Source organism: Natrinema gelatinilyticum, from assembly GCF_024266705.1.
In the GTDB taxonomy this organism is placed as follows: domain Archaea; phylum Halobacteriota; class Halobacteria; order Halobacteriales; family Natrialbaceae; genus Natrinema; species Natrinema gelatinilyticum.
The window spans coordinates 1,923,755-1,949,574 of sequence record NZ_CP100756.1; the positions used below are offsets into that span (position 1 = coordinate 1,923,755).

General features: G+C 62.3%; 20 protein-coding genes. 9 read left to right on the forward strand and 11 right to left on the reverse strand.

Annotation, left to right across the window (positions count from 1 at the left end; all coding sequences use genetic code 11):
* Positions 1-36: 36 nt before the first annotated feature.
* Positions 37-1,425 carry an APC family permease gene (locus tag NJU76_RS09375; protein WP_254527844.1) on the reverse strand — a complete coding sequence of 463 codons (1,389 nt, stop codon included), beginning with the start codon at positions 1,423-1,425 and terminating at the stop codon, positions 37-39.
* Positions 1,422-1,673, reverse strand: a complete 252-nt coding sequence (locus tag NJU76_RS09380; protein WP_254527845.1) for a hypothetical protein — start codon at positions 1,671-1,673, stop codon at positions 1,422-1,424. Before NJU76_RS09380 ends, NJU76_RS09375 begins: the two co-directional genes overlap by 4 nt.
* 310 nt (positions 1,674-1,983) lie before the next feature.
* On the opposite strand from NJU76_RS09380, the gene NJU76_RS09385 reads away from it, so the two are divergent.
* Entirely contained in the window at positions 1,984-2,721 is a 738-nt protein-coding gene (locus NJU76_RS09385) for a 3-hydroxyacyl-CoA dehydrogenase family protein (RefSeq protein ID WP_254527846.1), read from the forward strand.
* An 81-nt stretch (positions 2,722-2,802) separates the two neighbouring features.
* On the opposite strand, the gene NJU76_RS09390 is transcribed toward NJU76_RS09385, so the two are convergent.
* A complete protein-coding gene (locus tag NJU76_RS09390) occupies positions 2,803-3,600 on the reverse strand; it encodes an enoyl-CoA hydratase/isomerase family protein (protein ID WP_254527847.1) in 798 nt (265 codons plus the stop codon).
* A gap of 718 nt (positions 3,601-4,318) precedes the next feature.
* Positions 4,319-5,389, reverse strand: a complete 1,071-nt coding sequence (locus tag NJU76_RS09395; RefSeq protein ID WP_254527848.1) for an anthranilate phosphoribosyltransferase — start codon at positions 5,387-5,389, stop codon at positions 4,319-4,321.
* Between the two features lie 185 nt (positions 5,390-5,574).
* Here NJU76_RS09395 and ahbB point away from each other — a divergent pair, with 185 nt between their 5' ends.
* Positions 5,575-6,669, forward strand: a complete 1,095-nt coding sequence (ahbB, locus tag NJU76_RS09400; RefSeq protein WP_254527849.1) for a siroheme decarboxylase subunit beta — start codon at positions 5,575-5,577, stop codon at positions 6,667-6,669.
* Positions 6,670-6,734: 65 nt separating this feature from the next.
* Here ahbB and NJU76_RS09405 read toward each other — a convergent pair whose 3' ends face one another.
* The 4 genes from NJU76_RS09405 to NJU76_RS09420 all read right to left on the reverse strand — a co-directional run bounded on the left by NJU76_RS09405 (position 6,735) and on the right by NJU76_RS09420 (position 11,986).
* Complete coding sequence (locus NJU76_RS09405; protein ID WP_254527851.1) at positions 6,735-7,040, reverse strand: hypothetical protein; 306 nt, start codon at positions 7,038-7,040, stop codon at positions 6,735-6,737.
* Positions 7,041-7,166, reverse strand: a complete 126-nt coding sequence (locus NJU76_RS09410) for a pyridoxamine 5'-phosphate oxidase family protein (protein WP_254527853.1) — start codon at positions 7,164-7,166, stop codon at positions 7,041-7,043.
* A 259-nt stretch (positions 7,167-7,425) separates the two neighbouring features.
* Positions 7,426-10,566, reverse strand: coding sequence for an FAD-binding and (Fe-S)-binding domain-containing protein (locus tag NJU76_RS09415; protein WP_254527858.1), 3,141 nt, complete (start codon positions 10,564-10,566; stop codon positions 7,426-7,428).
* A gap of 529 nt (positions 10,567-11,095) precedes the next feature.
* Positions 11,096-11,986 (reverse strand): 3-hydroxyacyl-CoA dehydrogenase family protein, encoded by an 891-nt coding sequence (locus NJU76_RS09420; RefSeq protein WP_254532449.1) that lies wholly within the window; start codon positions 11,984-11,986, stop codon positions 11,096-11,098.
* A 401-nt stretch (positions 11,987-12,387) separates the two neighbouring features.
* Between NJU76_RS09420 and NJU76_RS09425 the strand changes: the two genes are divergently transcribed.
* Positions 12,388-13,530: a thiolase family protein gene (locus tag NJU76_RS09425; RefSeq protein WP_254527860.1), complete on the forward strand. Its 1,143-nt coding sequence runs from the start codon at positions 12,388-12,390 to the stop codon at positions 13,528-13,530.
* A gap of 113 nt (positions 13,531-13,643) precedes the next feature.
* Here the strand turns inward: NJU76_RS09425 and NJU76_RS09430 are convergent, their stop codons facing one another.
* The gene (locus NJU76_RS09430; RefSeq protein ID WP_254527862.1) at positions 13,644-14,783 is read right to left on the reverse strand and encodes an acyl-CoA dehydrogenase family protein; all 1,140 of its coding nucleotides are present in this window, start codon (positions 14,781-14,783) and stop codon (positions 13,644-13,646) included.
* A gap of 147 nt (positions 14,784-14,930) precedes the next feature.
* Complete coding sequence (locus tag NJU76_RS09435) at positions 14,931-16,484, reverse strand: long-chain-fatty-acid--CoA ligase (protein WP_254527863.1); 1,554 nt, start codon at positions 16,482-16,484, stop codon at positions 14,931-14,933.
* Positions 16,485-16,805: 321 nt separating this feature from the next.
* Here NJU76_RS09435 and NJU76_RS09440 point away from each other — a divergent pair, with 321 nt between their 5' ends.
* The 6 genes from NJU76_RS09440 (at position 16,806) to NJU76_RS09465 (ending at position 23,360) form a co-directional block, all read left to right on the forward strand.
* On the forward strand, positions 16,806-17,969 hold the full coding sequence (locus tag NJU76_RS09440; protein WP_254527869.1) for an acyl-CoA dehydrogenase family protein: 1,164 nt from the start codon (positions 16,806-16,808) through the stop codon (positions 17,967-17,969).
* 156 nt (positions 17,970-18,125) lie between these two features.
* The gene (locus tag NJU76_RS09445; protein ID WP_254527871.1) at positions 18,126-18,896 is read left to right on the forward strand and encodes an IclR family transcriptional regulator; all 771 of its coding nucleotides are present in this window, start codon (positions 18,126-18,128) and stop codon (positions 18,894-18,896) included.
* Between the two features lie 241 nt (positions 18,897-19,137).
* Positions 19,138-19,752 carry a rod-determining factor RdfA gene (gene rdfA, locus NJU76_RS09450; RefSeq protein WP_254527873.1) on the forward strand — a complete coding sequence of 205 codons (615 nt, stop codon included), beginning with the start codon at positions 19,138-19,140 and terminating at the stop codon, positions 19,750-19,752.
* 1,263 nt (positions 19,753-21,015) lie between these two features.
* The gene (locus NJU76_RS09455) at positions 21,016-21,378 is read left to right on the forward strand and encodes a hypothetical protein (RefSeq protein ID WP_254527875.1); all 363 of its coding nucleotides are present in this window, start codon (positions 21,016-21,018) and stop codon (positions 21,376-21,378) included.
* Positions 21,379-21,416: 38 nt separating this feature from the next.
* Entirely contained in the window at positions 21,417-21,746 is a 330-nt protein-coding gene (locus tag NJU76_RS09460; RefSeq protein ID WP_254527877.1) for a hypothetical protein, read from the forward strand.
* Between the two features lie 531 nt (positions 21,747-22,277).
* Positions 22,278-23,360, forward strand: a complete 1,083-nt coding sequence (locus tag NJU76_RS09465; protein ID WP_254527879.1) for a TrmB family transcriptional regulator — start codon at positions 22,278-22,280, stop codon at positions 23,358-23,360.
* On the opposite strand, the gene NJU76_RS09470 is transcribed toward NJU76_RS09465, so the two are convergent.
* A complete protein-coding gene (locus tag NJU76_RS09470) occupies positions 23,351-25,582 on the reverse strand; it encodes a glycoside hydrolase family 3 N-terminal domain-containing protein (RefSeq protein WP_254527886.1) in 2,232 nt (743 codons plus the stop codon). The two genes, NJU76_RS09465 and NJU76_RS09470, sit on opposite strands and share 10 nt — an antisense overlap.
* Positions 25,583-25,820 lie beyond the last annotated feature (238 nt).

The window sequence follows — 25,820 nt, forward strand, 5'->3', positions numbered from 1 at the left end:
CGGCGGTAACGGAGTCGCCTCGGATCGGGAACGACCTCAATCGCCGCTGTGTTCGCCGCCGTTCCCGTCGACGCGCTCGTGGCCCTCGAGCGAGGTCATCCTCTGGTACGTTTCGATTCGATTGGTCTTTCCGAGTCTGTAGCGGTAGTAGACGTACGCGACGGCGAACCAGCCGATGAGAACGACGCCGACGACGGGGCGCTGGAGGAGCGTGACCACCCAGAAGGCGCCGGTGACGAGCGCACCGCCGAGGACCGCGGCGAGGAGGCCGCGGTAGCGCCGGAGTCGGAACGGGGCGTTGGCGTAGTGATCGGGAAATTCTCGCGGGAGGTTCCAGAGACCGATCGCACAGAAGAAGTACGCGGTGAGGCTGGCGAGTCCGATAAACACGGAGAGACCGACGATTTCGCTCGCGAGTGGGACGAGCAAAAACGGCGGCACGCCGAGGATGGCGACGGCGTAGTGTGGCGTGTCGAACCGCGGGTGAATTCGTGAGAGCGATGCCGGGAGGATGCCGTCGCGACTCGCACGCATGAGCGTTCGGGAGAAGACGAGCAGCGTCGTGTTCACAGTGGTGACGACCGCGAAGATACCACCCGCAGCGACGACGTACTCTCCCCACCACGGGAGGAATCGAGAAGCTGCCAGCGCGAGGTCCGCTTCGGAGCCCAGTTGCGTGTACGGAACGACCCCGACCAGGACGGCGATGAGCGCCACGTAAAACAGCGCCACGATCCCGATGCCGAGTCCGAGCACGAGCGGGATCGTTCGACGAGGCTCGTCGATCTCTTCGCCGAGTTCGACGAGCAACCCGAACCCGAGAAACGGATAGAACAGCGCGACGACGGCGAGACCGAACGCACCGTAGTCCGGGAAAAACGGCGTGTAATTGGCGACGTCGATCGCACCGGCACCGGGCACGATGAACGTCAGCAGGACCGCCACGAGGCCGACGAAGAAGACGAGTTGGACCTGTGCGACCAGCCTGAGCCCAATCACGTTGACGAACAACACGAATCCGAGCAGCACGTAGATGAGCAGCATCGACGGCACGTCGAAGAAGATACGCGTGTACTCGGCGAAGCCGGTCGCCGTCACGAGCAACGATGCCCACGCGACGAGCGGAATCGTAAACGGAACCAGGAACCCCCAGTAGGGCGCAGTGAGACGCGAGATGTAAACGTACAACCCGCCGGCGACCGGCATCGCCGAGCCCAGCAACGCGTTGTACAGGACGACGAAGCTCGCGGGAATCGACGCTAGCACGATCGCCAACACGAGTGCCGGACCGGCTGCTCCCGCCAACGGTCCCGGCAGAACGAATATCGGCACCGAAATCGCGTTGCCGACGAGCAGTGCCAGCACTCCGACGATGCCGATACTCGAGGTGAGCTTGTCAGATTCGCCGCTGGCCCGTCCGCTCATTCCCCTGCTGAGCGCTCGGCGCGCCGGCGACGGATCTCGTAGTCGCGAATGCGGCGACCGAGGACGAACCCTGCGACACCACAGAGGATCGGTGCCAGAACCAACAGCGCCTCGACGGTCACTATCGGGAGAACGATCCCCATACCGAGGCCCAAAACCAGCCCACCTTCGGGGTACTGTGCCGCGGCTACTTCCCGTTCGACGTCGTCCATGTCCGCTGGTACATCTCGGTATCGTCCGATTGCCATGAGATAACTCACCACGATCAGCGCAAAATATCTTTCGAACAGTTGATACCTGGACGGACGTCACTTGAGCGCCCGACTCGATCCGTCCACTGCTCGGCCCGTGACCCCGGTTCGGCCTGGACGTGAGTCGACACCGCCATCGGACCGGTAGCCGCTCCGAGTCGGGAGCACTCTCGAGACGTGGGTGGTCGTAAGTCAGTACCGACCTCGAGACGTACGGCGATTTCCGTCGCCGACCGTCCTACTGCAGCGGTGCGGATTCCCCTCCGCGTTGAGAAGAACTAAGTCGGCTCTCGTGCAGGATGGTGTCATGGCACAACAGAGTGCTGCCGTCGTCGGAGGCGGCATTATGGGCGCCGGTATCGCACAGGTACTCGCACGAAACGGCTACGATGTATCGGTTCGTGAAATTAACGAGGAACTGGTCGACGAGGCCCGGGAACGGTTCGTTTCGGGTAATTACGGACTCGACGATGCCGTCGAAGGCGGTTATCTCTCCCCGGACGAATGCGACGATATCCTCGACCGGGTCACGTTTACGACCGATCTCGATGCCGCGACCGACGGCACCGATTTCGTCGTCGAGGCAGTCACGGAGGACCTCGCTATCAAGGGCCAGGTGTTTCGCAATCTCGACGAGGTCACGGACAGTCAGCCGCTGTACTCGAACACGAGCGGATTCTCGGTGACCTCGATCGCGAACGCCGTCTCCGATCCGTCACGAGTCGCCGTGACCCATTTCTTCAATCCGGTTCCAGTCATGGCCATGGTCGAGATCGTCCGGGCCCCGGAGACGGACGACGCGGTCGTCGAACGCGCCGAGGAACTCGTCGACGAGCTCGGCAAGACGAGCGTTACGATCGACGACGATCCCGGGTCCTACGGGTTCATCGCCAATCGATGCTACGGCGCGATGCGCGAAGAGGCCAAGAAGATCGTCGACGAGGGCATCGCGACCGAAGCACAGGTCGACAAAGCGCTCGAAGACGGATACAATCTCCCCGTCGGCCCGTTCTCGCTACGCGGCATCGGCGAAGAGTGGGACTGAGCGACCGTTCACTCGCGACTCGAGCGAGCGGCCACCGAATACCAGCGGGCGGTCTCCAAAGATCGAAGCCGCGATGTAGCGCTACTTGCCTTCGAATTCGGGATCGCGGTCCTCGGCGAACGCCGCTGCTCCCTCGGCGTGGTCTTCCGTGTTGAGCAGTTCCACGAACAGTTGCCGGTCGTATCGCAGCCCTTCGTTCAGGCCTGTCTGGACCGCCATCTGCGCGGACTTCTTGATCGCCTGGACGGCCAGCGGCGCCTGTCCGGTGAGGCCGGAGACGAATTCGTCGACCTCGTCATCGAACTCGTCCGAGTCGAAGACCCGATCGACGATTCCCTCGTCGGCGGCACGCTGCGCCGGGATGTGGTCGCCGAACATGGCCAGTTCCTTGGCGACGGCGGGACCGGCCAGTTTCGTGACGTACTGGACGCCACCGGCTCCGGGGAGAAGACCGAGGTTGACCTCCGGAAAGCCAAACGTGCTGTCCTCGGTCGCCAGTCGGAAATCACAGGCAAGCGCGGTCTCGAAGCCGCCGCCGAGACAGTAGCCGTCGATTTTCGCGATGACCGGCGTCGGGAAGTCTCGGACGACGTCGTAGTGGATCCGGTCGGACGAGCCGCCCGACGAGTCCGACGAGAAGCCGCCGATGTCCGCGCCGGCGCAGAAAGCCTTCTCGCCGGCGCCCTCGAGCACGACGGCGCGCAGCGCGACGCCGTCGGCGTCCTCGTTTTGCTCCTCGAGGAGCCGTAATCCGGCGACGATGTCCTCTCTGAGTTGGGCGTTCAGCGCATTCAGCGCGTCCGGCCGGTTCATCGTGAGGGTGCCGACGCCAGTTTCTTCATCATACGATACCAGGACAGTGTCCAGTGATTCGTCCATGGAGGACGGTCACGGGCAACGATCAAAAAGGTACGTTCGCCGGTGATTTCGATGCACGTTCGCGGGTGATTTCGCGGGGAATCGGTGCCCTCCGAGCATGGTCTCTCTCTCTCTCTTACAGCGTCTTGTGATGCGACCGTTCACGCACTATCTGTCGTCGTGGGGTACTCAACGTGAATACTAATATAATAAAAATGCCTCTTCCGAGTTTGTATAAACACTATTGTATACATGGCTGCGAGTCGATTACGGCCGAGATGCTAGATCTGGATCGATCCTCCTCACTCCCATTGTTCACAGTTGTCCGTCGAGAGGGGGCTTGGAATGCTGTTACTACGAGTTTGACTGGGGCTAGGGGGAATCCCCTCCAATCGAATCGGCCGAGTCAGTCTCTGGTCGTATCTGTTCGTAGCGTCGAATACAGGGGACCGCTCGGTCGATTCGTTCGATCTGCTCGATCGACAGCCTGTTCGGTAGTTCACGATCCCATTCGGCAGACACCGATCCGCCCCACTTCTTCACTGACCACTATCTAACAACTTCAGTACTATTATGAATGTCTGTCAAATAGGATGCCCTGGACTGGTTTGTACGCTATGCTTTTCTTCTGGGTTCAGTTCGGAGCGGCAGACTGAATCAGCAGCTGGTCGGATCGTCGTCACCGTCATATCGAGCGAAAACACCGCCGCTCCGTTCCGATCGGAACTCGAGTGCCGGGTCAGAACGACTGGAGCTGCTCGAGGACGGCTCGCGCGCTACCGTCAGAAACGACCGCGCGGGCCCGTTCGAGTCCCTCGTCCAGACTGTCGACGTCCTGTCGGGCGTACATCCGGAAGGCGCCGTTGAGCGCGATCGCGTCCGCGAAGTGGTCCTCGCGGGTTCCGGCGAGGACGTCCTCAGTGATCGTCGCCGAGTCGGCGGTCACGTCGTCGACCGCGAGGTCATCGCTTTCCATCTCCATGCCGTAGGTTGCGGTCTCGATCTCGTAGTCTTCCAGCCCGTCCGTCTCCGCTCCCCATTCGGCCACCTTCGTATAGCCCGGGCGGATGTCGTCGTAGCCTTCCATCCCCTGGAAGAAGATGGCACGTGAGAACTCGAGTTCCGCGCTCTCGGAGATCGTGTCTGTCATCTTCTTCGCGAACGCGAGGTGGTAGAACGAGCCGAGGTGGACGTCGGCGTTGGCCGGATTCGCGATCGTTTCGACGGTGTTGACGAACGTCCGGACGCCCATCTCGTCGCGCCGGTCGTAGAGGGCCTGGATTCCGGGATTGAACGCGGGCTGATAGTAGAACCCGAAGCCGGTCTCGTCGACCATCTCGGCGCTCTCTTCGGGCTCGAGGTCGGTTCGAACGTCGAGTTCGTCGAGGACGTGCTTGTACGCGGTGGCTTTCTGGGTGGGGACGCGGTCGCCGGAGTGGACGACGACGGGCGTTCCCGCCGCGGCGGCGACGATGCCGGCCCCGACGCCGAGGACGGCGGAGGTGTGCTTGCCGTCGTAGTTCGCCCCGCAATCGACCGGATCGCACTCCGGCTCGGCAGTGACGACCGACTCCTCCCGCATGACGTCGGTGTACGCCGCCAGCTCTTCGGGGGTGTTTCGCTTCCAGCGGTTAGCCAGCCAGAACGCGCCGAGGGTCGTCGCGTCGGGCTCGCCCGCCAGAATGCGCTGGAACGCCTCTCGAGCCTGTTCGCGGGTCATGTCGTCGGCCGACTTCGGACCGGAGCCGACGACCTCGGTCATCAGCCGCGTGAGCGGCCAGTCGCCGAAATCCTGGGTTGCCTGCGCCATGTCGTACAACCGTTCGCCCGGACCGCGCAAAAGTCTCCCGCTTCCGGCGCACGTGAGACCGTCGAAAGACGGGTTTCGCGTCGACCGGCGGCGGAACTGGAAGCGGTAGATCCGATCGGTGCCTGTCGTCCCGTCGTTCGGGCAGACCCGAAAACGATACGGCCCCCTTCTCCCTAGAGCACGTAATGAGTGGCCCGTCGGTGGACTGGCGCGAGACGATCGACGATGCGGACGTGGCGCTGATAGACGGTTATCAGAGCGGTTTTCCCGTCGTAGAGCGTCCATTCCGTCGCGTCGGTGCCGCTATTGGACTCGAGGAATCGGCTGTAGTCGACCGCGTTCGTGCGCTGAAAGAGGCGGGGATCGTCCGCCGATTCGGTGCCGTTCTCAACCCGCCCGTGATCGGGTCGTCGACGCTCGCTGCCGTTCGGGCTCCGGACGACCGATTCGACGAGATCGCGTCGATAGTCAACGAGTACCGGCAGGTCAACCACAACTACGCCCGCGACCACGAATGGAATATGTGGTTCGTCGTCACGGCCGGTTCGCAGGACAGGCGCGACGAAATCTTGGCGGAGATCGAATCTCGGACCGGTTGTTCGGTCCTCAATTTGCCGATGCTGACTGACTATTACATCGACCTCGAGTTCCCCGTCGTCAACGGCGATCGCTTCGCCCGAGAGAGCGCCGTCCCGCGGTCCGCGGAACCGGCGACCGGGGACCCCGCGAGCGACGACTCCCTCGGTCAGCACACCGATTCCTCGGCGACCAGGATCAGCGAGGAGGCAACGGGCGACCTCTCCGCGCTCGAGGCGGAGTTGCTGCTCGAGATTCAGGACGGGTTCCCGCTGTCGTCGACGCCGTATCGCGACATCGCCGGACGCGTCGGGTACGCCGTCGAGGACGTTCTCACGGCTATCGAGCAGCTCTTCTCGAGCGGTTGTATCAAGCGGATTGGCTGCGTGATCAACCACGTCGTCACCGGGTTCGACGCCAATTGCATGGTCGTCTGGAACGTACCGGACGAGAGGCTCGACGAGTGGGGAGAGCGAGCAGGCGGACTCCCGTACGTGACGCTCTGTTATCACCGTCCCCGCAGACCGGATCTCGACTGGCCGTACAACCTGTTTACGATGATTCACGGTCGGGACCCCGAGGCCGTCGACGAGAAGATCGACGAACTGGCTGCCGACTATCTCCCCGTCGACAACGAACGGCTCTACTCGACTGAGACGCTCAAACAGACGGGCGCGCGGTACGACGAACTGGTGGGCGTGTAGGTGAGAGCTGGTCGGCGTGTAACTACGGGTCGTCTTCGGGGCCAGTCGGTATCGTCGGCTGCTACCTACCCGCCGGCCGTTAGCGGCTCCTCGACCCGCCGGAATCCCCGGATTCGCCCGTTTCGTCGAACTCCCACCGGGTCGCCTCCCTCGGGTAGTCGGTCCACGCGAAGGCGGTCGTCGGCCGAACGGCGAAAAACGGCGCGTCGTGGGGTATCGTACTTGTCCTCGTACGCCGCGTCTAGTTCGTCGAGTACGTCGGCCGGGGCGGTGTCGTGATCGAGCCGTTTCGCTCGCCCCTCGAGAACGACGACGTCCGTCGCGCTCTTCCCGTGGACGACGATCTCTTCGTTCGACTCGAGGTTTCGCACTCACTGCGTCCGTTCGCCGCCACTGCAGTGGAACGTCCCGCGGACCCAGACGCCCCACGTCGGACGAACGTATGGACTGCCGTCTGGCCTGATCGTCGTCACCCAGTAATCGTGCGCCTCTCGCATCCGCTCCGCCACGACCGACCACGGGAGCGCGCCGTCCGTACTCTCCGGAATACCGTAGCTCGCTTCGGTCTACGGTCGTCCGCGGCGCCGCTCGCGGTCGTGAGTCGGCTCGTCGTTCGTCGTTACGAGAAACGACGATTCGTGTAGCGATAGGCCCCCGTCGGTGGATGGGGCCGTGCCGAGACCGTCGACGGTCAGGACGCGCCCTCGTGTGACGTGTCTCGTCGTGGTGAGCCCAGGCTGTGTCGTTGCGGGCCGGTTACTGATGCCGTCGTCCCTCGAGCGCCGCTGCGAGGAGTTCTATCGGCGTCGGCGGCTCCTCGGTCGCACCCGGCCGATTCTCGAGTTGCGTTCGACAGGAGGCTCCAGGGGCGACGACGCGGTCGCCGTCGCTTTCCTCGACTTGCTCGTAGAGAATCTCTCCGATGGCGTCGCTCATCGAGGCGTGTTCGGACTCGTAGCCGAAGCTACCGGCCATGCCACAGCAGCCCGAGTCGAGCGGATCGACGCCGTAGCCGGCCCGCCGGAGGACGCCGACCGCGTGGTGATCCTTCGCGGCCGACTTCTGGTGACAGTGGCCGTGATAGGTGAGCTGGTGCTGGACGGCCGCGGGATCGAAGTCGATTTCCTCGTCCAGCCGGAAGACGTCTATGTATTCGCAGACGCCGTAGGTGGCCCTCGAGAGCGTCTCTGCCGCCTCCGACGAGAGCAGATCGAGATAATCGGACTGGAACATGACCGCGTCGGATGGTTCGATCACGACCACGTCCCAGCCGTCTTTAACCCGTGGCGCGAGCGCGGTCACGTTCTCGCGGGCGGCGTCTCTCGCTTTCTCGAGGAACCCCTTGGAAAACGCCGGGCGGCCGGTGTCACCGAGGCCGTCCGGGACGACGACGTGAACGCCGGCAGCCTCGAGGACGCGAACGGCCGCTTTCCCCGCGTCGGGGTGGTTGTAGTTCGTGTAGGTGTCGGGGTACAGGACGACGGTACGGTCCGCATCCGACCGGCCGGTACGCGCGTCGCCTCGCTCTCCTCGCGCCGCTTCCGCTCGCTTTCTCGAGACGGCCGCGCCGCCTCGCTCCTCGAACCAGTCCCGGAACGTCCTCGCGTGAAACGTCGGCAGCGGTCGAGTAGAATCGATTCCAACGACGACCTCGAGAACTGCCCGTGCGCCCGGCAGTGTGGCGAGCGCGTTCGAGATCGGTGCGAACCGTGACCCCCATTTCGAGAGCGTCGACACGTTGGCGAAGAGCCGGTCGCGGACGGATGCGCCGTTTCGCCGGTGGTATTCGTGGGTCACCTCCGCTTTGAGCTTGGCCATGTCGACCTCGCTCGGACAGTCGATGGCACAGCCCTTGCAGCCGATACAGAGGTCCATCACCTCTTCGACGAACTCGTCTGAAAACGCCTCGTCCGGCTCGAGGTCCCCGCTCATGGCCTGTCGAAGCGCGTTCGCCCGGCCGCGAGTCGCCGTGATCTCCTCACGGCTCGCCCGGTAGGTCGGACACATGACGCCGCCAGTGGTCGACTGCTCGCCCCGACAGCCGCCGCAGCCGTGACAGAGTTCGACCATGCCCCGAAACCCGTTGTCGTTGTCCCACTCGAGGGCCGGTTCGAAGCCGGCCTCGAACTCGTAGTCTGGGTCGAATCGAAGGTGTTCGCGGAGGTCCGTCGGCTCCTCCTCGCGGAAGACGACCTGCCCCGGGTTCAGGATCCAATTGGGGTCGAACGCCGTCTTCAGGTCCTGGAAGGTCTCCCAGAGTTCATCGCCGTAGAGCTTGCGATTCCACTGCGTGCGGGCGCGGCCGTCGCCGTGTTCGCCCGAGACAGATCCGCCGAGGTCGACCACGAGGTCCGTCACGTCGTCTGCGATCCCGTGAAGTTGCTCGAGGCCGATCTCGCTCTTCGTATTCACGAGCGGCCGGACGTGAAGCACGCCCGGGCCGGCGTGGGCGTAGAAGCTCGCCTCCGTGCCGTGAGACTCGAGGATCGATTCGAAGGCGTCGACGAACTCGGGCAGTCGCGCGGGCGGGATCGCCGTGTCCTCGATGAAGGAGATGTGCTTCTCGTCGGTCGTCCGTGAGAGCAGGATCGGGAGCCCCGACTTGCGCAGTTTCCACAGTTTCGCGCGCTCGGCGTCGTCGTAGGCCTCGAGTGCCTCGAGGGCGAGCGTCTCTGCCTCGCTCACGGGAGCGTCCTCGATCGGGTCGCTCGCGGGCGTCGCGGACGGCACGCGGTCGGCGAGCAGCCCGGCGACCTGTTCCCTGCCGTGGTCCGAATCGTCGGCGTAAAATTCCACCAGGAGAACGGCGTTCGTCCCCTCGGGAAGAATTTCGGTGACCGGGCCGAATTCTGCGGTATCGCGCGCGAGGTCGATCAGCACGTCGTCTAAGACCTCGACCGCGGCAGGGTCGTGCTCGAGAACGGGCTCGACGTCCTCCATCGCGTCGTGAAGCGTCCGGTAGCAGAGGAGCGAGACAGCTTTCGTCTCGGGCACCGGTTCGAGCGAGACGGTCGCTTCGGTGACGATGGCCAGCGTTCCCTCGCTGCCGGCCAGCAGTCGCGCGAGGTTGACGGTGCCGGCTTCGCTCGTCTGTTCGTTGCCTGGCAGATCGATCCCGCGGGCTTCCGCGACGAGCCGATCGAGGTTGTATCCGGAGACGTTACGCTTGAGATCGGGGTACGTTTCGACGATTCGGTCTCCCTCCTCCGTCAGCACGCACTCGACTTCGGCGTAGATCCGGCCCTCGAGATCGCCGTCCGGATTGGCCCGTTCGGTCACCTGCTCGAGGCTCACTTCGCCGAACTGGGTGACGGTTCCGTCGGCGAGAACGGCTTCGACCTCCTCGATATACGCGTCGGTCTTGCCGTATTTCAGCGAGTGCGCGCCGGTGGAGTTGTTGCCGATCGCGCCGCCGATCGCGCTCTTGTCGCCCCAGGCGGGGTCGGGAGCGAATTTGAGATCGGACGGCGCGAGGGCTTCGTTCAGCGTCCCGAGAATCGTTCCGGGCTGGACCGTTGCGCTCCGGGCCTCCGGATCGATTTCACGGATGTCATTCATGTGGCGGGTGAAATCGAGGACGACGGCGCGGTTGACCGTCTGGCCGGCCAGACTCGTTCCGCCACCGCGCGGGAGGACGGGAATTTCGCGTGCCGCACAGTACTCGAGGATCCCCGCGACCTGGGCCGTCGATTCCGGGAAGGCGACGGCGATCGGCGTCATCTCGTAGGCACTCGCGTCGGTCGCGTACAGTTCGCGGGAGTACGAGTCGCCGCGGACTTCGCAGGCGACGAGTTCCTCGAGGTCCGCGACCAGCGCCGGGCGATCGACGTCGTCGCTCTGGTAGTCGTAAGTCGCTCTCCGGTCGGCGGCTGGGTCGGCGCTCGGCTCCAGGGACATACCGACCCCTTGCTCAGGGGTGGCAAAAAGTACCCGCATTACCGACGATTCAGCCGAATCGATGACGAGACTCGAGGCGGTTCGTGCCACACGCCGTCCGTTCGGATGGCCGCCGGTCGGCCGCGATACGTTCTCGTTCGCCGGCAACTGCTGCGATACGCATCGGGTCGATGCAGTCACCGCTCACACTCACGAGGGAATAGCCGAGCACGGTCCCTCGAGCCGCCCGGTCGATACGCGGCGGGCCAACACTGGGGGTGATGACCGAGTTCGAAAGGTGCCCCGTTGTTTTCCCACGTGCATCCATTGGGGCTGCCGCCTGACTCGGGCGGTACTGCTATCTAACCGGGCCACCAAAACAAGCGCAATGCCTTACTAGTTGGGTGTCCGGAACGGACGGTGTGTCTGCCGGCGGCCCGAACCTGCTTCCCTCGGTCGGGCGCGACACCGGGGATCGGCAGTGTCTAATCGCGTTCCGCGAATCCTGACGACGTGGCGCCTCCGAGTCAGTGTCGTGGGTCCTGCCGGTTCAGTCGTCGTCGCTATCCCACTGGCCGCTCGTGCCGACGCGCTCGCCGTCCTCCCAGACGTAGAATCCCTTGCCGGTCTTCTTGCCGAGATTCCCGGCTCGAACCTTCCGACGGAGGGTCTGGGGTGGTTTGAATCGCTCGCCGAGTTCCTCGCGGAGGTGTTCGGCGACGTGAAGACGCACGTCGAGTCCGACGTGGTCGGTCAGTTCGAGGGGACCCATCGGATGGCCGTAGCCGATCGACATCCCCGTGTCGATGTCCGCTGGGCTGGCGACGCCCTGTTCGACCATCCGAATCGCCTCGAGACCGAGTGCGAGTCCGAGCCGCGAGGTGGCGAAGCCGGCGGTGTCGCGGACGACGACGTCCTCTTTTTCGATGTCACGCACGTAGTCGACCGCGACTTCCTCGGTTCGCTCGTCCGTCTGTTCGGCGATGACGATCTCTACCAGATCCATGAGGTGCGGCGGGTTGAAAAAGTGCAGCCCCACGGCCCGCTCGGGGCGTTCGAGAACGCTCGCCATCTCCGTCACCGACAGCGAGGACGTGTTCGAGCCGATAACGGTGTCCCCGCCTGTCGCATCCTCGACGTCGGAGAAGACGTCTTTTTTCAGGTCCATGTCCTCAGGCACCGCCTCGACCACCAGATCGGCATCCGCGACGGCCGCCTCGAGGTCGGTCGTCCCCTCGATTCGCTCGAGGGCCGCGTCCATCTCCGCCTCGGTGAACTTCTCTCGATCGACGCCGCCTTGCAGGTTGGTTCGGATCCCTTCGAGGCCGTTTTCGACGAATTTCGTCTCGATATCCCGCATGACGACGTCGTGGCCCGCCATCGCGGAGATTTGCGCGATTCCGTGTCCCATACTCCCCGCTCCCAGCACTGCGATTTGCATGTGCGAACCCTCAGTGGAAACGTTCAAAAACGTTCCCTTTCGGCCGACGAGCGACGCGGACGCTCGGACGATGACAGTCCCGGCGGCGTCCGGATTGTCCGGCCGTCTGATCGCCGGCATCTGGGCGGCCTCCTGCCAGCCTCGAAACGGACGACGGCCGAATCGGATTCGCCCTGTACGCGTCTCTCCGACTCGAGAATCGGCCCGTATCCGATCCCAATACCGTGGTTACGACCGCGACATTGACGCGATCTGCCCCGTCCGGATCGTGTCGTGACGGATCGTCCCGTCTGTATCGGATCGTCGCGGATTGTTCCCGGTCGGACTGTCCGACGTCCGTGCGCCTCGAGTCGCCGAGAACGGAGCTACTTTATCGGCGCGGTGCTAGCGAATGAGTACCAATGAGCGAACGGCAGCCAGTTATCGTACAGGCAGTGCGGACTCCACAGGGGAAACACGGCGGCGTCTTCGCCGAGACCGGCAGCGAGGAACTCTCAGTCCCGCTCGTCGACGAGATGCTCGAGCGAACGGGCCTCTCGGGCGCGGACGTCGACGACGTGCGGTGGGGCTGTGCCAAGCAGGTCAACGAACAGAGCAACAACATCGCGCGGGTCATCGCCCTCCTTTCGGAACTGGGTGAGGACGTTCCCGGGACGACGATCGACAGGCTCTGTGCGTCCTCCGCGGAGGCGATCATGAGCGCGAGCGACGCGATCCGGGCGGGCCAGCGCGAGGTCATCGTCGCTGGCGGCGTCGAGAACATGTCCCGCAACGAGCGCCGGAAGGGGATCGACTCCTACGACGGGATCGCCGACCAGTACGACGCGGCCGGACTCGCCATGGGCCAGACCGCCGAGACGGTCGCCAGAGAGTACGATATCGCTCGCGAAGAGCAAGACGAGTACGGCGCGCGCAGCCAACAGCGCGCGGTCGAAGCCACGGAATCGGGCCGGTTCGACGACGAGATCGTCCCGATCGACACCGGCGGGGCGGTCGTCGATACGGACGAAGGGATCCGTCCGGGCACCACGAAAGAGAAGATCGCCGGCCTTCCGCCCGCCTTCCGTGAGGACGGCACGGTCACCGCCGCCAACGCCTCGCAGATATCCGACGGCGCTGCAGGAGTCCTGCTCACGAGCGAGGCCTTCGCCGAGGAACGAGGCCTCGAGATCCTGGCCGAAATCGAGGATCACAACGTGGCCGGCGTCGATCCAACGGTCATGGGGATCGGACCGGTGCCCGCGGTCCGGGGGATCTGGGACCGAAACGGCCGCTCGGCTCCGGACTACGACCTCGTGGAACTCAACGAGGCGTTCGCCAGTCAGACACTATACTGTCGGGACGAACTCGGCTTCGACGACGAGACCTTCAACGTCAACGGCGGTGCGATTGCCATCGGGCACCCGCTCGGCGCCTCCGGCGCGCGCCTGCCGGTTACCCTGATCCACGAACTCCGACGACGGGGCGGCGGCCTCGGCCTCTCGACGATGTGTGTCGGCTACGGACAGGGCGCCGCGGTCGAGTTTCGAGTCCCGGACCAGTAATAGCAACAGTTCCGAGCCGAACTGGCTCGACCGATCCGCGGTTCGCGACTATTTTCGGATCGTGATCGGCACGAGAATCGATAGATTCGCCGGCCGGGCGGTCGCAAACCGACCTACAGTAGCTGGTCGGCGATGATGTTCTTCTGGATCTCGCTGGTTCCCTCGTAGATCTTCGTGATGCGGGCGTCGCGGTAGTAGCGCTCTGCGGGGTAGTCGGTGACGTAGCCCGATCCGCCGTGGATCTGAATCCCCTCGTCGGCGACTTCGACCGAGATTTCGGAGGCGAAGAGCTTCGCCATGCTCGAGTACTGCGCGGCGACGTCCTGGTTGTCCTGCTCGACCTGGGTCGCGGCACGGTAGGTCAGCGAGCGGGCGGCTTCGACCTTGGTTGCCATCTCGGCGATCTTGTGCTGGATAGCCTGGAATTCCGAGATCGGCTGATCGAACTGCTCGCGCTCGGTGGCGTACTCGATCGCGGCGTCCAGGGCGCCCTGGGCGGCACCGACGGCCTGTGCGGCGACGTTAGTGCGGCCGGAGGCGAAAAATTCCATCAACTGGTAGAATCCCCTGTCGACCTCGCCGATAACGTTTTCTTCGGGCACGCGGACGTCGTTGAGGATGACCTCGGCGAGATCGGAAGCGCGGATACCGAGCTTGTTGTCTATCTTTTCGGTCTCGAACCCGTCGAGGTCGGTCGGAACGAGGAAGGCGGTGATACCCCGGTGACCCTCGCCGAGGCTGGTCTTGGCCATTACGACGCCGACGTCCGCGACGGTGCCGTTCGTAATCCACATCTTGTTGCCGTCGATCACGTACTCGTCGCCGTCTTTCTCCGCGACCGTCTCCATCCCGGCGACGTTCGAACCGTGGGCGGGCTCGGAAATGCAGGAACAGGAGGCCGATTCGCCGTTGGCGATCTTCGGGAGCCACTCCTCTTTCATCCACTCGTCGCCGAATTCGATGATCATGTCCGACCCGAAGCCGGCACTGCCGACGGCGGAGCCGATTCCCGGATCGGCACGCCACAGTTCCTCGGTGACGATCGTCGTGGATATTTTGTCCATTCCGGCGCCCTCGTACTCGATCGGGATGTTCGGGGCGACGAAGTCGTATTCGGCGGCCTTCTTTCGGAGGTCGACGGGATACGTGTGCTCCCGATCGTGTTCCTCTGCGACCGGAACCATTTCGTTTTCGCCGAACTCGCGGACGGCGTCACGGATCGCCTCGTGTTCAGCAGATAACTGGAACGCCATAGTACGTCCTCAATGGCGTCTTACAAAGTAGCTTCGGATACGCCTGAAATTTGTTTTTGTTAATACAGTCTCGTATAAATATCCGATGTGGAAACGAACGACTCATTCGACGGTGGGCGAGCAGAAAAATACGATCCGCGGCGGCGATTAGTCGTCGCGTAGTTCGAACTTCTGGACCTTGCCAGTCGTCGTCCGCGGTAGTTCCCGCACGAACTCGACTTCCCGCGGATGTTTGTACTCCGCGAGGTTGCTCAGGCAGTATTGCTTGATGTCCTCGGGCGTCGCTTCGGCGTCGGGTGTCGGGACGACGAACGCTTTGACCGTCTCGCCGCGGCGCTCGTCGGGAACCCCGACGACGGCGGCGTCGGCGACGTCTTCGTGCTCGAAGAGAAGTTCCTCGACTTCCCGCGGGTAGACGTTGTAGCCACCGGTGACGATCATGTGCTTCTCACGGTCGACGACGTAGAAGAAGTCGTCTTCGTCCCAGTAGCCGATGTCGCCGGTGTGGAACCAGCGCGTGCCGTTTTCTTCGGTGAAGGCTTCCTCGTTAGCCTCGGGCAGCCCGTAGTACTCTTTCATCACGTTCGGTCCGTGAATAACGAGTTCGCCCGTAATCTCGTTGAGATCCTGCTCCTCTTCGTCGATCGGCCCTTCCTCAACCCGCGGCACCTCCTCGAAGTCCTCGGTGACGATCTTCGCCTCGACGCCCTCGAGCGGCTGGCCGATGCTCCCCTTCCGGCGAGCGTCGTTCGTGTTGACGTGGGTGACCGGACTGGTCTCGGTCAGGCCGTACCCCTCGTTGAGCTGGACGCCCCAGAGCGTTTCGAACCGTTCTAAGACCTCGAGTGGAAGGCTCGAGCCGCCGGAGTTCGCAAAGCGCAGTGCATCGAACTCGTACTCGTCAGCGTCGGGCTGATTGATCATGTCGTTGAACATCGCGGGGACGGCGAACATGATGGTGATCTCGTCGTCTTCGAGCTGGTCCATCACCGACTGCGCGTCCCATTCTGGGACGGGGTAGTAGGTGCCGCCGCTGTACATCGCGCCGTTCATCACGACCGACATCCCGTAGATGTGGAACAGCGGGAGGGTGCCGATGAGTCGGTCGGAGGCTTGGAAGCCACCCGGCGGAACGTCGGCGTTGGCCCGCGTCGTAAAGGCCAGGTTGTGATGGGTCAACAGGACGCCCTTCGGCGTGCCGGTCGTTCCGGACGTGTACGGCTGAACCGCGACGGCGTCGTCGGCACGTTCGACGACGGCTTTGGTGTCGTCTGCGAGGAACTCGTCGAACTCGGTCGCGCCGTCCACATCCGCGCCCACGCTGATCACCTGTTCGACGTCCGTGTCGTCTTGTACCGCGAGGACGTTGGGGACCAGGTCGGCCAGCGCGACGACCGCGTTCGCCTCGCTGTCGGCTAGCATGTGACTGATTTCGCGAGCCTTGTACTGCGGGTTCATCGGAACGACGATCCCGCCGGCGCGTAGGGTGCCGTAGAACGCCGTCACGAACTGTGGAAGGTTCGGCAGGTAGATGCCGATGCGGTCGCCCTCGCCGATCCCACGATTCTCGAGTGCCCGTGCGAACTGGCCAGTTCGCGTCCAGAATTCCTCGTAGGATAGTTCCAGGCCGTCGAAGGCAATCGCAGCCGAATCCGGGTCCGTCTTCACTGTCTCGGCGACCTCCGTTATAAGATTTGTCATGCCTTGCATAGGCCTCGTCTGACGATCACAAAAGAATTGTTACTCGCAGATTCCATTTATTTCAGTTGTTGGCGCGACCGGGGCTTGACAGCCTACGCGGTCGCGCCGATGGTCGGTCGGAGGTTCGATGTGTCGACACTGGACTCCGCGCGACCCTCGGTATAAAACTCAAATAAACCACATATTGGTTCGTATCGGAATACCATTCGCCGACGTTGGCGTGGCGAAATGCCGGGAGATGGGCGTCGAAATTCTGCCGACGAATTTTCACGTAACCGCCCGTACCGCAATACCTATTGTCCCCATCGAATAGGGCTAGGTATGCTGGATTTCGTTCAGCTCGAGGAGGATCTAGACCAGGAAGAGCGGATGATCCGGGACACGGCCCGGGAGTTCGTCGAGGAACACGTCAAACCCGATATCGGTGAGCACTTCGAGAACGGAACCTTCCCAAAGGAGCTCATTCCGGAGATGGGTGAACTCGGCTTCTACGCACCGAACCTCGAGGGCTACGGCTCGCCGAACGTCTCGGAGACGGCCTACGGGCTCCTGATGCAGGAACTCGAGGCGGGCGATTCAGGCCTGCGCTCGATGGCGTCGGTCCAAGGGGCGCTCGTCATGTATCCCATTCACTCCTACGGGAGCGAAGAACAGAAAGAGACGTGGCTGCCGGCGATGGGACAGGGCGATGCGATCGGGTGCTTCGGACTGACGGAACCCGAACACGGTTCGAATCCGTCCGCGATGGAGACCCATGCCGAACGCGACGGCGACGGCTACGTTCTGAACGGCTCGAAGACGTGGATCACGAACTCCCCGATCGCTGACGTCGCCGTCGTCTGGGCCCGTGACCGTTCGACCGAGGGCGAGCCGGTCCGCGGATTCTTGGTCGAGACCGACCGCGACGGTATCACGACGAACAAGATTACCGAGAAGCTCTCGCTACGCGCCTCTATCACCGGCGAAATCGGCCTCAACGACGTCCATGTACCCGAGGAGAACGTCCTGCCCGGCGTCTCCGGTATGAAGGGGCCGCTGTCCTGTCTCACGCAGGCCCGCTACGGGATCGCGTGGGGTGCCGTCGGGGCCGCACGCGATTGCTTCGAGGAGGCACGCCAGTACGCCAAGGATCGCGATCAGTTCGGCGGTCCGATCGGCCGATTCCAGCTCCAACAGCGCAAGCTCGCGGAGATGGGGACCCAGATCACGCTCGCGCAGCTCCTGGCCTACCGGCTGGCCGAACTCAAAGAGCGCGGTGAGATGCGACCGCAGCACGTCTCTATGGCGAAGCGAAACAACGTCCGGATCGCGCGCAACCAGGCACGGATCGCCCGCGAGATGCTCGGCGGCAACGGCATCACGACGGACTACTCGCCGATGCGCCACATGGCCAATCTCGAGACGGTCTACACCTACGAGGGGACCCACGATATCCACACGCTCGTTCTCGGTGAGGAGTTCACCGGCATCGCCGCCTACCAGTAACGATCCGGCCGGTCTGGCACGACTCACCGGTTACCACCGTTTTCTACTCCCGTCGACAATCGATTTGGGCTCGGAGTGGTCGACTGCTGGTTCGATTGACGGGACAACCGTTTCGGTATCCGAAATATTGATTGCGACTTGTGAACAGGTCCAACTATGAATCCGGAGCGGGACGAGGCGGAGACTGACAGCATCGGCGTGTCGACGACGCGGAAGACGTTCGCGCTCCTCGAGGGCCTCGAGGAGGCGGAGGGCGCGACGATAGCGGAACTCACACAGCGGACGGAACTCCCGAAGAGTACCGTGTATCGGCATCTACAGACGCTCACCGAACTTGGGTACGTGATCGAACGCGACGGACGGTACTACGTCGGGTTTCGGTTCGTCGAACTCGGCGAGCAGGCCAGATCCCGGAGGATGGGATACACGGCCGCCAAGCGGGCGGTGTTCGAACTCGGGCAAGACACCGACGAGCTCGCGGTCTTTATCGTCGAGGAGGACAACGAGGCCGTCTACGTTCACCGATACGGTAGCCTCTCGAACACGATGATCGGCCAGCGCCGGCCACTGCACTCGATGGCGTCCGGAAAGGTCATTCTCGCGGAGTGGGACGACGAGTCGGTCTCCCAATACGTCCGCGACGTCGGTCTCGAGGCGGTCACGTCGAATACGATTACGGATCCCGACGCATTGTTCGACGAGCTCGAGAGAATTCGCTCGCGGGGGTACGCGGTGAACGACCAGGAACACATGGACGGGCTTCGCGGTGTCGCCGTCCCCGTTTACACGCCCGATGACGACTTTCTCGGGGGGCTGTCCGTATTCGGCCCGACCAGCCGGTTTACCGACGACTACGTTCACGACAATCTCCCAACCCGACTCGGCGACAAGGCCGGCGAAATCAAGGTCACCCTCGCGTACAGCTAGCTGACCAGGATCGATCGGCTGACTCCCGACTTCGACCGGCGACCCGTCCGTTCACGCCACGGTTGGGGCTGGGGTATGCGGAACAGGACTCTGTCGGACCGATACCGCCGACCGGCGGGATCGAGCCAGATTCGGCATGCGGAATATACAGTCCGAATACTGAACTACCCGTTTCGGTCGGCGGTCCCTGACGATCGGGTGGTTCGAAATGTCTTTCCGTCACTCGATTCATCGTCGTACAATGACTACATCATCCGAGCGTCCGGGCCCGGACCCGAAGGTACTCCGCCTCATCCGAAAATACGGCCTCGAGGACGTCGGCGACGAACTCGAGGCTCGGTGGACCCATCCCGAGAACCGGACGAGCCTTCGAGAACTCGCAGATTCGTTCAACGAGCGACTCCTCCGGGCTGTCCTCGTCGACGCCGACGTCGAGACGCTCACAGACGACGTCAGTCGACTGTACGCCTTGCTATCCGGTACCGACGGAAGCCGCGGCGAGCAGACCGTCGCGACACGACGACTTGAGCGTGCCGGCGTCGACGTCGAGACGCTGACCGACGAATTCGTCTCCTACGGGGCGATCCGATCGTACCTCACCGGCTACCGGGACGCGTCGCTTCGGGATACAGACCGCGACGCTCGAGAGACAGTTCGCGGTACCATCGAGGGACTCCGACAGCGAACGGTCGCGGTGACCGAAAGCAAACTCGCGCGGCTCCGGGATACGGATCACCTCCAGCTCGGAACCCATCGCGTTCACGCCGACGTCCAGGTTCTCTGTGAAGAGTGCGGGCGGCAGTACGACGTCGCCACGCTCCTCGAGAGAGGGGCATGCGACTGTGGCAACCGATAGTGTGCCCGCTCGAGTGGAACTCGTTCGGAAGTCGTAACAATCGTACTCTTGTTATAGGTTTCGAGGAACTCCTCATCTCTCGTCCCTCGAATCGACATTATTGACAAATACAACATATATATTGAATATTGTCAGTACGGCCTATCCGAAGCCGTTCATTTCAGCATCGTCGGAGCTGATTTCGTGCGCCGGACGGTCGTACACCTGCTGCTCAATTTGGCGGAATTCGGTCGATATGAGGGCTGTATTCCTTGATAAAAGGTCGCAGATGACCGGAGGACTCGTCAGTCCGGCCGAACGCGTCCCATCCCAGTCGTGACCGTCCGACCCCTCGTTCGACGGTTGTGGCCCGCTGTACTCGCGCTACCCGCTCGAGTCGAGGTGAGTGAGACGATCGAATCACGGCCAGCATCGGCGTCAGCTCCGTCGAGAACTGTGTATCGATTACGGCGCGCCTTGGCCCGCTTTCGCAACAGCAAAACTATTATTTCGATAAATATTTGAGTACCTGAAAGCTACCAAACAGTTCGACCTGTGCGTTGCAAGTCGATTCGTCGGTTCGATCCTGATGTGTCATTTGTGAAGATCGCGGGACGACCGCTGGCAGAAAACGGTCGTCGAGACGGATCGTCGGAATGTCACGGTGTCCCGGACAGGACCGCTGTGACCCGATCCCGCGGGTTCGAAACTCCCCCAGTCGTTGCTGATGAGAACGAAATTTTCTCCCCCGACAGCTAGTGTGCCGAACGATTCGCAGTTCTCCTGTCGCGCGGTCGCAGTCGTGCTCCCAAACAGAGCGACTGACCTGACTACGGCGGCTGACCGGAGGAACGGCCGACGAGCTGTCCCACTCCGCTCTGTGGTCACCCCAGGCGCGTGATCCGTCCGGTCGCTATCTGCTGGGTGCTGTTGCGTGCTCTCGGTTTCTGGTGTGGTTGCGCCACCTATTTCGTCATGTGCGGGTGTGTTGGTTCGGCTGCTGGTGAGTCGTCCGTCGGCAGGTGGCCCGACGGTTCCTCGATTTCGTTCGATACTCCATCCCTTCGTGTCGATGGCTGGTCACTCATGCTGTATCGCGGTGCTCGAATCGTTGTCTGACACTACCAACACCCCATATCAAGTAACGACATTTTGACAATTAAACGCGAAATAAATATTTTTGCTAGCTCACAACACGTTATTTCGAAGTGTGTGAACGTGCCACAGTAGCCGGAAACAGCAAGTACAACGCGTAATGCCCGGCACCGCATTGATTCGAATACGATGGCGGAAACACCCACATCCGGAATCGGATCGGATCGGCCGGGGACGACCGGCCTTCGAGCCGCGTTTTTCAGCCTCTGGTTCGTCGATCTCGTCGCAACGATCCTGTTCTTCACCGTTCCATACGCGACCGAACTGAATCCGGTGACGGTCTTTCTGCACGATCTCCTCGGGCTTGCAGGCGTTGTTCTCGCCGCCCTCATCTATGCCGGTCTCGTGGTCGGCATCGGCTACGTTCTCTCGAGACCGTTCGACGCCGGCTTCGTGACGGCCGTCGTCGTCATGTACGTCGTCTTCGCGAGCAACAACGTCGTCCTCTTAGTCTCTCGCGAAGCGTTACTGGCTCTACTTCTGCCGTCGTAGACTCCTCGTGTCAATCGCGTCGGTACCCGACTGCCAGCATGTTCGCATCGTCCCCGTGTATCCTCTTCGTCGCGGTCCACGACTCTGGTCGCGTCGTAGCGATCAGTGACCGTGCCATCGAGCGTCTGGACGACGAATTTCTCGTCGCGGGCACCACCGCCGTTGCCGTCCTGACCAGCATCGCGGAGGATCATCCGGTCGCCGATCGTCTCGCGGAACTCTCGCCCGCCCTCTCGAACGATCCGCCGATCGCCCCCGCGTCGACGGTCGACGTCATCGCCAACGTTGCCGAGGACGATCTGACGGCTGTAACGCCGACGATCGATGACCTGCTCGAACGACTCGAGGATGACACGGCCGAGTCTTGACAATTGTATCGCTGCATCATGGTGTAGTTCGAAGCAACGCCCTAGATGACTTACAGCCATACGCTTGTAATCACTAGGCAAATGTGTGTTGCACTCGCCGACAGTATCGACGATGGCGCAGGTTCCAGCGGGTTGCACCTGGGAAACTACCGTTCGATATCGTCGGCATCGACTGCCGTCCCGTCGATCGACGCCGACGTCTCGCCATCGGCTCACTGCCAGACGCGGATGTGGTCTCCGGGCTGGCCGCCGCGCTGCTCGTGCCGATCAAAGCATAAGGAAAAATATTAATCCAGTCCCCACACAGCTATCTCCAATTTATAATATAGTTGTTACTTATTCGACTTCGATTTTCTAATAGCTGTCTGAAGCCACTAATAGCGCCTAAAAAACGAGTATTCAAAAATATTCCATGGGTCTAATAAATTGTACTTTTGTGGAATTGTAAATCTGTAATAATTTTCATACCACGGATCTATCGCACCAACGATCACAGTAAACCTTCATACACCTGGACGCAAGCTAGCGTGTATGAACCGTAGCACCCTCAAACAAGCGCTGGAAAACGCCGACCTCACCACCTACGAGGCTGACGCGTACCTGACGCTTGTCGACTATGGGCGGCTTCCCGCTGTCGACGTAGCGAAGAAATCCGACGTGCCAACGACCCAAGTGTACGACACGCTCCGTTCACTAGAGTCGAAGGGCTTCGTCGATACCATCGATCGGGACCGATTGCATGCAGAGCCATCGGATCCCGTCGACATCCTCGCTCATCTGCGCAAACGGGGAGAACTGTTTACCGATGCCGCCGAGGAACTTGAAGACCGATGGGAGCAACCGGAACTCAAAGACCACCGAGTGGGGGTCGTCAAGCACGCCGACACGGTACTCGAACACGTCCGGAATCAGATCCGAGAGACCGACGTCGCAGTCGAAGTCGCGCTGACTGCCGACCAATTCGAGTCACTGCGGACAGAACTCTACTCGGCGGCTGCCCGGGGCGTCATCGTTCACGTTGCTATCTACTACGAATCTGACCTGACCGAACGAAGTGAGTCCTGGGACCTCTCCAAGACGAACCTCGAAGTACGCCTCGTCAATATTCCCGGTCCGTTCATCTCCGTGCTCGACCGGAGCCGAACGTACTTCGCACCGAACTCGCGGGCCGCAGAGAACTACGGTATCCTGATCAACGACAATATCCTCTCGTTCATCAACCACTGGTACTACCAGACCTGCCTCTGGTATCCGTGGGAGCCACTGGTCTCACAGCAGGAACTCCCGAAACCGTATATCAGCCTCAAGGAGTTCATTAGAGACATCTCCTCGCTGCACCACAGCGGCGGAAACATCGCTGTAACTATCGCGGGCATCGATGTGGCGGCCGACGAGTTCCGTACAGTCACGGGGACAGTCACGGAAATCTACTATCCCGAGGTGATCAACGACGATTCGCCATCGCTCGAACAGCTTTCGACGTATGCGGTGGTGACCCTCGATACCGGGGGAGCAGAACTTACCGTCGGTGGATGGGGAGCGGTGTTCGAGGACATCGAAGCCCAAAAGATTACCTTGGAGGGGATTTCGTTCGACGACGTCGTTCAGTCGTAAATCGTCTCGATGGTAAGTTCGACCGTCTGGTCGCCGACGTGAACCGAATACGCGCCTGCCTCCGTCTGTCTGACCCCGTCAGCGCCGACCTGGCCCAGCTCGGCCGCGGCGAGTTCGATTTCCGCCATTACTTTCTCACCCCCGTCGAGCGAGACGCGCTCGAAGCCACGGAGTTCACGGACCGGCGTGACACGCGAACTCGCGTGGTTCGTGACGTACACCTGTACGACGTCGCTGCCCGATCGGTCACTGACGTTTGCAACCGGCACCCGAACTGTCGTCGTGTCGTGTGGCCCGATGGTCGACTCGGTTAGTGTGATGTCGTCGTACTCGAAGTCGGCGTAACTGAGTCCGTGGCCAAATTCGAACAACGGATCGTACGATGAGGGGTGTTCTTCCTGATCGATGGGGGTAGGGTGTGGGAAGTGGTTGAACCGCGTCTGCAGGTGCCCCTCGGACTTTGGAATCGAGACGGGGAGTCGGCCGCTGGGGTCGTTCTCCCCGAAGAGCGTCTCGGCAACCGCCTGTCCGCCCATCGTTCCGGGATAATATGCCATGAGGAGAGCTGGCACATGCTCGGCCATCCAGTCGACGATGAGCGGTCGGCCCGTGACCAAGACGCCGACGACAGGCGTTCCCGACTCGTGGATCGCCTCCACGAGCTCGCGCTGAGCGTCGGGAAGGTGGAGCGTGTGCCGGTTCGGGAACTCGTCGGGTTCGGTTCCGGTGTCGACGGTGGGGCCGAACTCGTGGAGGTACCACGGTTCACCGACGGCGACGACGGCAATATCTGCGTCTTCGGCTGCCTCGACGGCCGCATCTACATCCAGCGTGTCGTTCATCGTCGACCCCTGTTCATAGACGACGCTGCCGGACGTGATCGCCTCGATGCCGTCGCGAATAGTCACGACATCGGTTCCCTCGGGGTCGGGCACACTCCAGCCACCGAGCTGGTGGACCACGTCGTCGGCGTTCGGCCCGGCGACGAGGACATCCGCGTCCGTATCGAGCGGGAGGAGGTCGTCGTTTTTCAGGAGGGTCATCGAGTCGCGTGCGACGTCGAGAGACGCCTCGCGGTGAGCGTCGGCCCCGACCATATCACGTGCCTCGGTTGGGTCGACGAAGGTATCCTCGAAGAGCCCCAGTCGGAACTTCTGTTCGAGTACACGTTCGACACTCTCGTCGACGACGGCTTCGGCCACTTCACCGTCCTCGACGAGCGAGACGAGGTGTTCGGCGTGGTCGATCGCGTCGACAGACGCGATATCGAGGCCGGCTTCCCGGGTCTGGCGGACGGAGTCGCGGTGGTCCGCGGTTATCTTGTGGTCTTCGTCGAGCATCTTCACGCCACCCCAGTCAGACACCACGGTGCCGTCGAAACCAAGCGTGCCGCGGAGCAGGTCGGTCAGATAGCGCCGCGACCCGTGTGCGGGCTCTCCGTCGACGGCGTTGTAACAGGGCATCACTGACTCGACGTCCTCGTCCAGCACGTCGAGGAAGGACGGCAAGAAGACGTTTCGTAACAGGTACTGCGACACTTCGACCGGGGCGGCGTCTTCGCCACGCGCAGGATCGCTGTAGGCGGGAAAGTGCTTCGCCGTCGCGATGATCGACAACGGGTCTTCGATGCCATCACCCTGATAGCCACGAACTTTCGCGGCTGCCAGTTTCGCACAGAGGTAGGGACTCTCGCCGAACGTTTCGAACGTGCGACCCCACCGTGGGTCACGCGCTACGTCACAGGTCGGGGAGTAGTTCTGGTGTGCGCCGCTTCGTCGGACCTCAATAGCCGTGATGCTGGCGCTCCGCTCGACTGCGTCGGTGTCCCACGTCGCCCCGGCGCCGAGACCGTTGGGAAACGCCGTCCCTTCGGCAACGTAGGCGTGACCGTGGACGGCGTCGACGTTGAACAGCAGGGGGATACCGAGACGCGTCTCCGTGAGCGCGGCCTCCTGGATTCGGTTGACGTTCTCGACGATATCGTCCAATCGCATGTCCACGGCACCGCCCCAGCCGAACGACGCGACGGCCCCGACGTCGTGTTCCGTGACTTCCGTCACAACATCGTCGATATCTTTGAACTCGTCGAGGTGGCCCGCCCACGTCCCAACGAGTTGACCGACCTTTTCTTCGAGCGTCATTCGACCGAGCAAGTCGCTGACGCGTTCCGAGGTCGAGACAGTCGGATCCCTAAACAGCGGTTGCGTATCGCTAGACTGCATCGTGAGAACGATTCTATCACGTGCATTTATACTTTTGGATGGCCCTGACGAGGCCGGTCTCACACTCGTCGCGACGACGGTTCCGTCGGGACAGGCGCTGATACACAGTAGTCCGTATGAAGCTGACTCGCCGTGATGTGCCCGAATTCACGTGCGACTCCGACACGCCTCGGGATGCCACCGGTCAACCGGTCAGGGTGTCGGGAGACGGAGGGCGATTGCCATTAACAACCACAAT

Excerpts from the sequence above, each read along its gene's own strand:
- NJU76_RS09390 (WP_254527847.1), bottom strand. The coding sequence starts at position 3,600 with ATGGACGAATCACTGGACACTGTCCTGGTATCGTATGATGAAGAAACT.
- NJU76_RS09375 (WP_254527844.1), bottom strand. The coding sequence starts at position 1,425 with ATGAGCGGACGGGCCAGCGGCGAATCTGACAAGCTCACCTCGAGTATC.
- NJU76_RS09385 (WP_254527846.1), top strand. The coding sequence starts at position 1,984 with ATGGCACAACAGAGTGCTGCCGTCGTCGGAGGCGGCATTATGGGCGCC.
- NJU76_RS09470 (WP_254527886.1), bottom strand. The coding sequence starts at position 25,582 with ATGCAGTCTAGCGATACGCAACCGCTGTTTAGGGATCCGACTGTCTCG.
- NJU76_RS09440 (WP_254527869.1), top strand. The coding sequence starts at position 16,806 with ATGCTGGATTTCGTTCAGCTCGAGGAGGATCTAGACCAGGAAGAGCGG.
- rdfA (WP_254527873.1), top strand. The coding sequence starts at position 19,138 with ATGACTACATCATCCGAGCGTCCGGGCCCGGACCCGAAGGTACTCCGC.
- NJU76_RS09455 (WP_254527875.1), top strand. The coding sequence starts at position 21,016 with ATGGCGGAAACACCCACATCCGGAATCGGATCGGATCGGCCGGGGACG.
- ahbB (WP_254527849.1), top strand. The coding sequence starts at position 5,575 with ATGAGTGGCCCGTCGGTGGACTGGCGCGAGACGATCGACGATGCGGAC.
- NJU76_RS09380 (WP_254527845.1), bottom strand. The coding sequence starts at position 1,673 with ATGGCAATCGGACGATACCGAGATGTACCAGCGGACATGGACGACGTC.
- NJU76_RS09425 (WP_254527860.1), top strand. The coding sequence starts at position 12,388 with ATGAGCGAACGGCAGCCAGTTATCGTACAGGCAGTGCGGACTCCACAG.
- NJU76_RS09445 (WP_254527871.1), top strand. The coding sequence starts at position 18,126 with ATGAATCCGGAGCGGGACGAGGCGGAGACTGACAGCATCGGCGTGTCG.
- NJU76_RS09410 (WP_254527853.1), bottom strand. The coding sequence starts at position 7,166 with ATGCGAGAGGCGCACGATTACTGGGTGACGACGATCAGGCCAGACGGC.
- NJU76_RS09460 (WP_254527877.1), top strand. The coding sequence starts at position 21,417 with ATGTTCGCATCGTCCCCGTGTATCCTCTTCGTCGCGGTCCACGACTCT.
- NJU76_RS09430 (WP_254527862.1), bottom strand. The coding sequence starts at position 14,783 with ATGGCGTTCCAGTTATCTGCTGAACACGAGGCGATCCGTGACGCCGTC.
- NJU76_RS09420 (WP_254532449.1), bottom strand. The coding sequence starts at position 11,986 with ATGCAAATCGCAGTGCTGGGAGCGGGGAGTATGGGACACGGAATCGCG.
- NJU76_RS09415 (WP_254527858.1), bottom strand. The coding sequence starts at position 10,566 with ATGTCCCTGGAGCCGAGCGCCGACCCAGCCGCCGACCGGAGAGCGACT.
- NJU76_RS09395 (WP_254527848.1), bottom strand. The coding sequence starts at position 5,389 with ATGGCGCAGGCAACCCAGGATTTCGGCGACTGGCCGCTCACGCGGCTG.
- NJU76_RS09435 (WP_254527863.1), bottom strand. The coding sequence starts at position 16,484 with ATGACAAATCTTATAACGGAGGTCGCCGAGACAGTGAAGACGGACCCG.
- NJU76_RS09465 (WP_254527879.1), top strand. The coding sequence starts at position 22,278 with ATGAACCGTAGCACCCTCAAACAAGCGCTGGAAAACGCCGACCTCACC.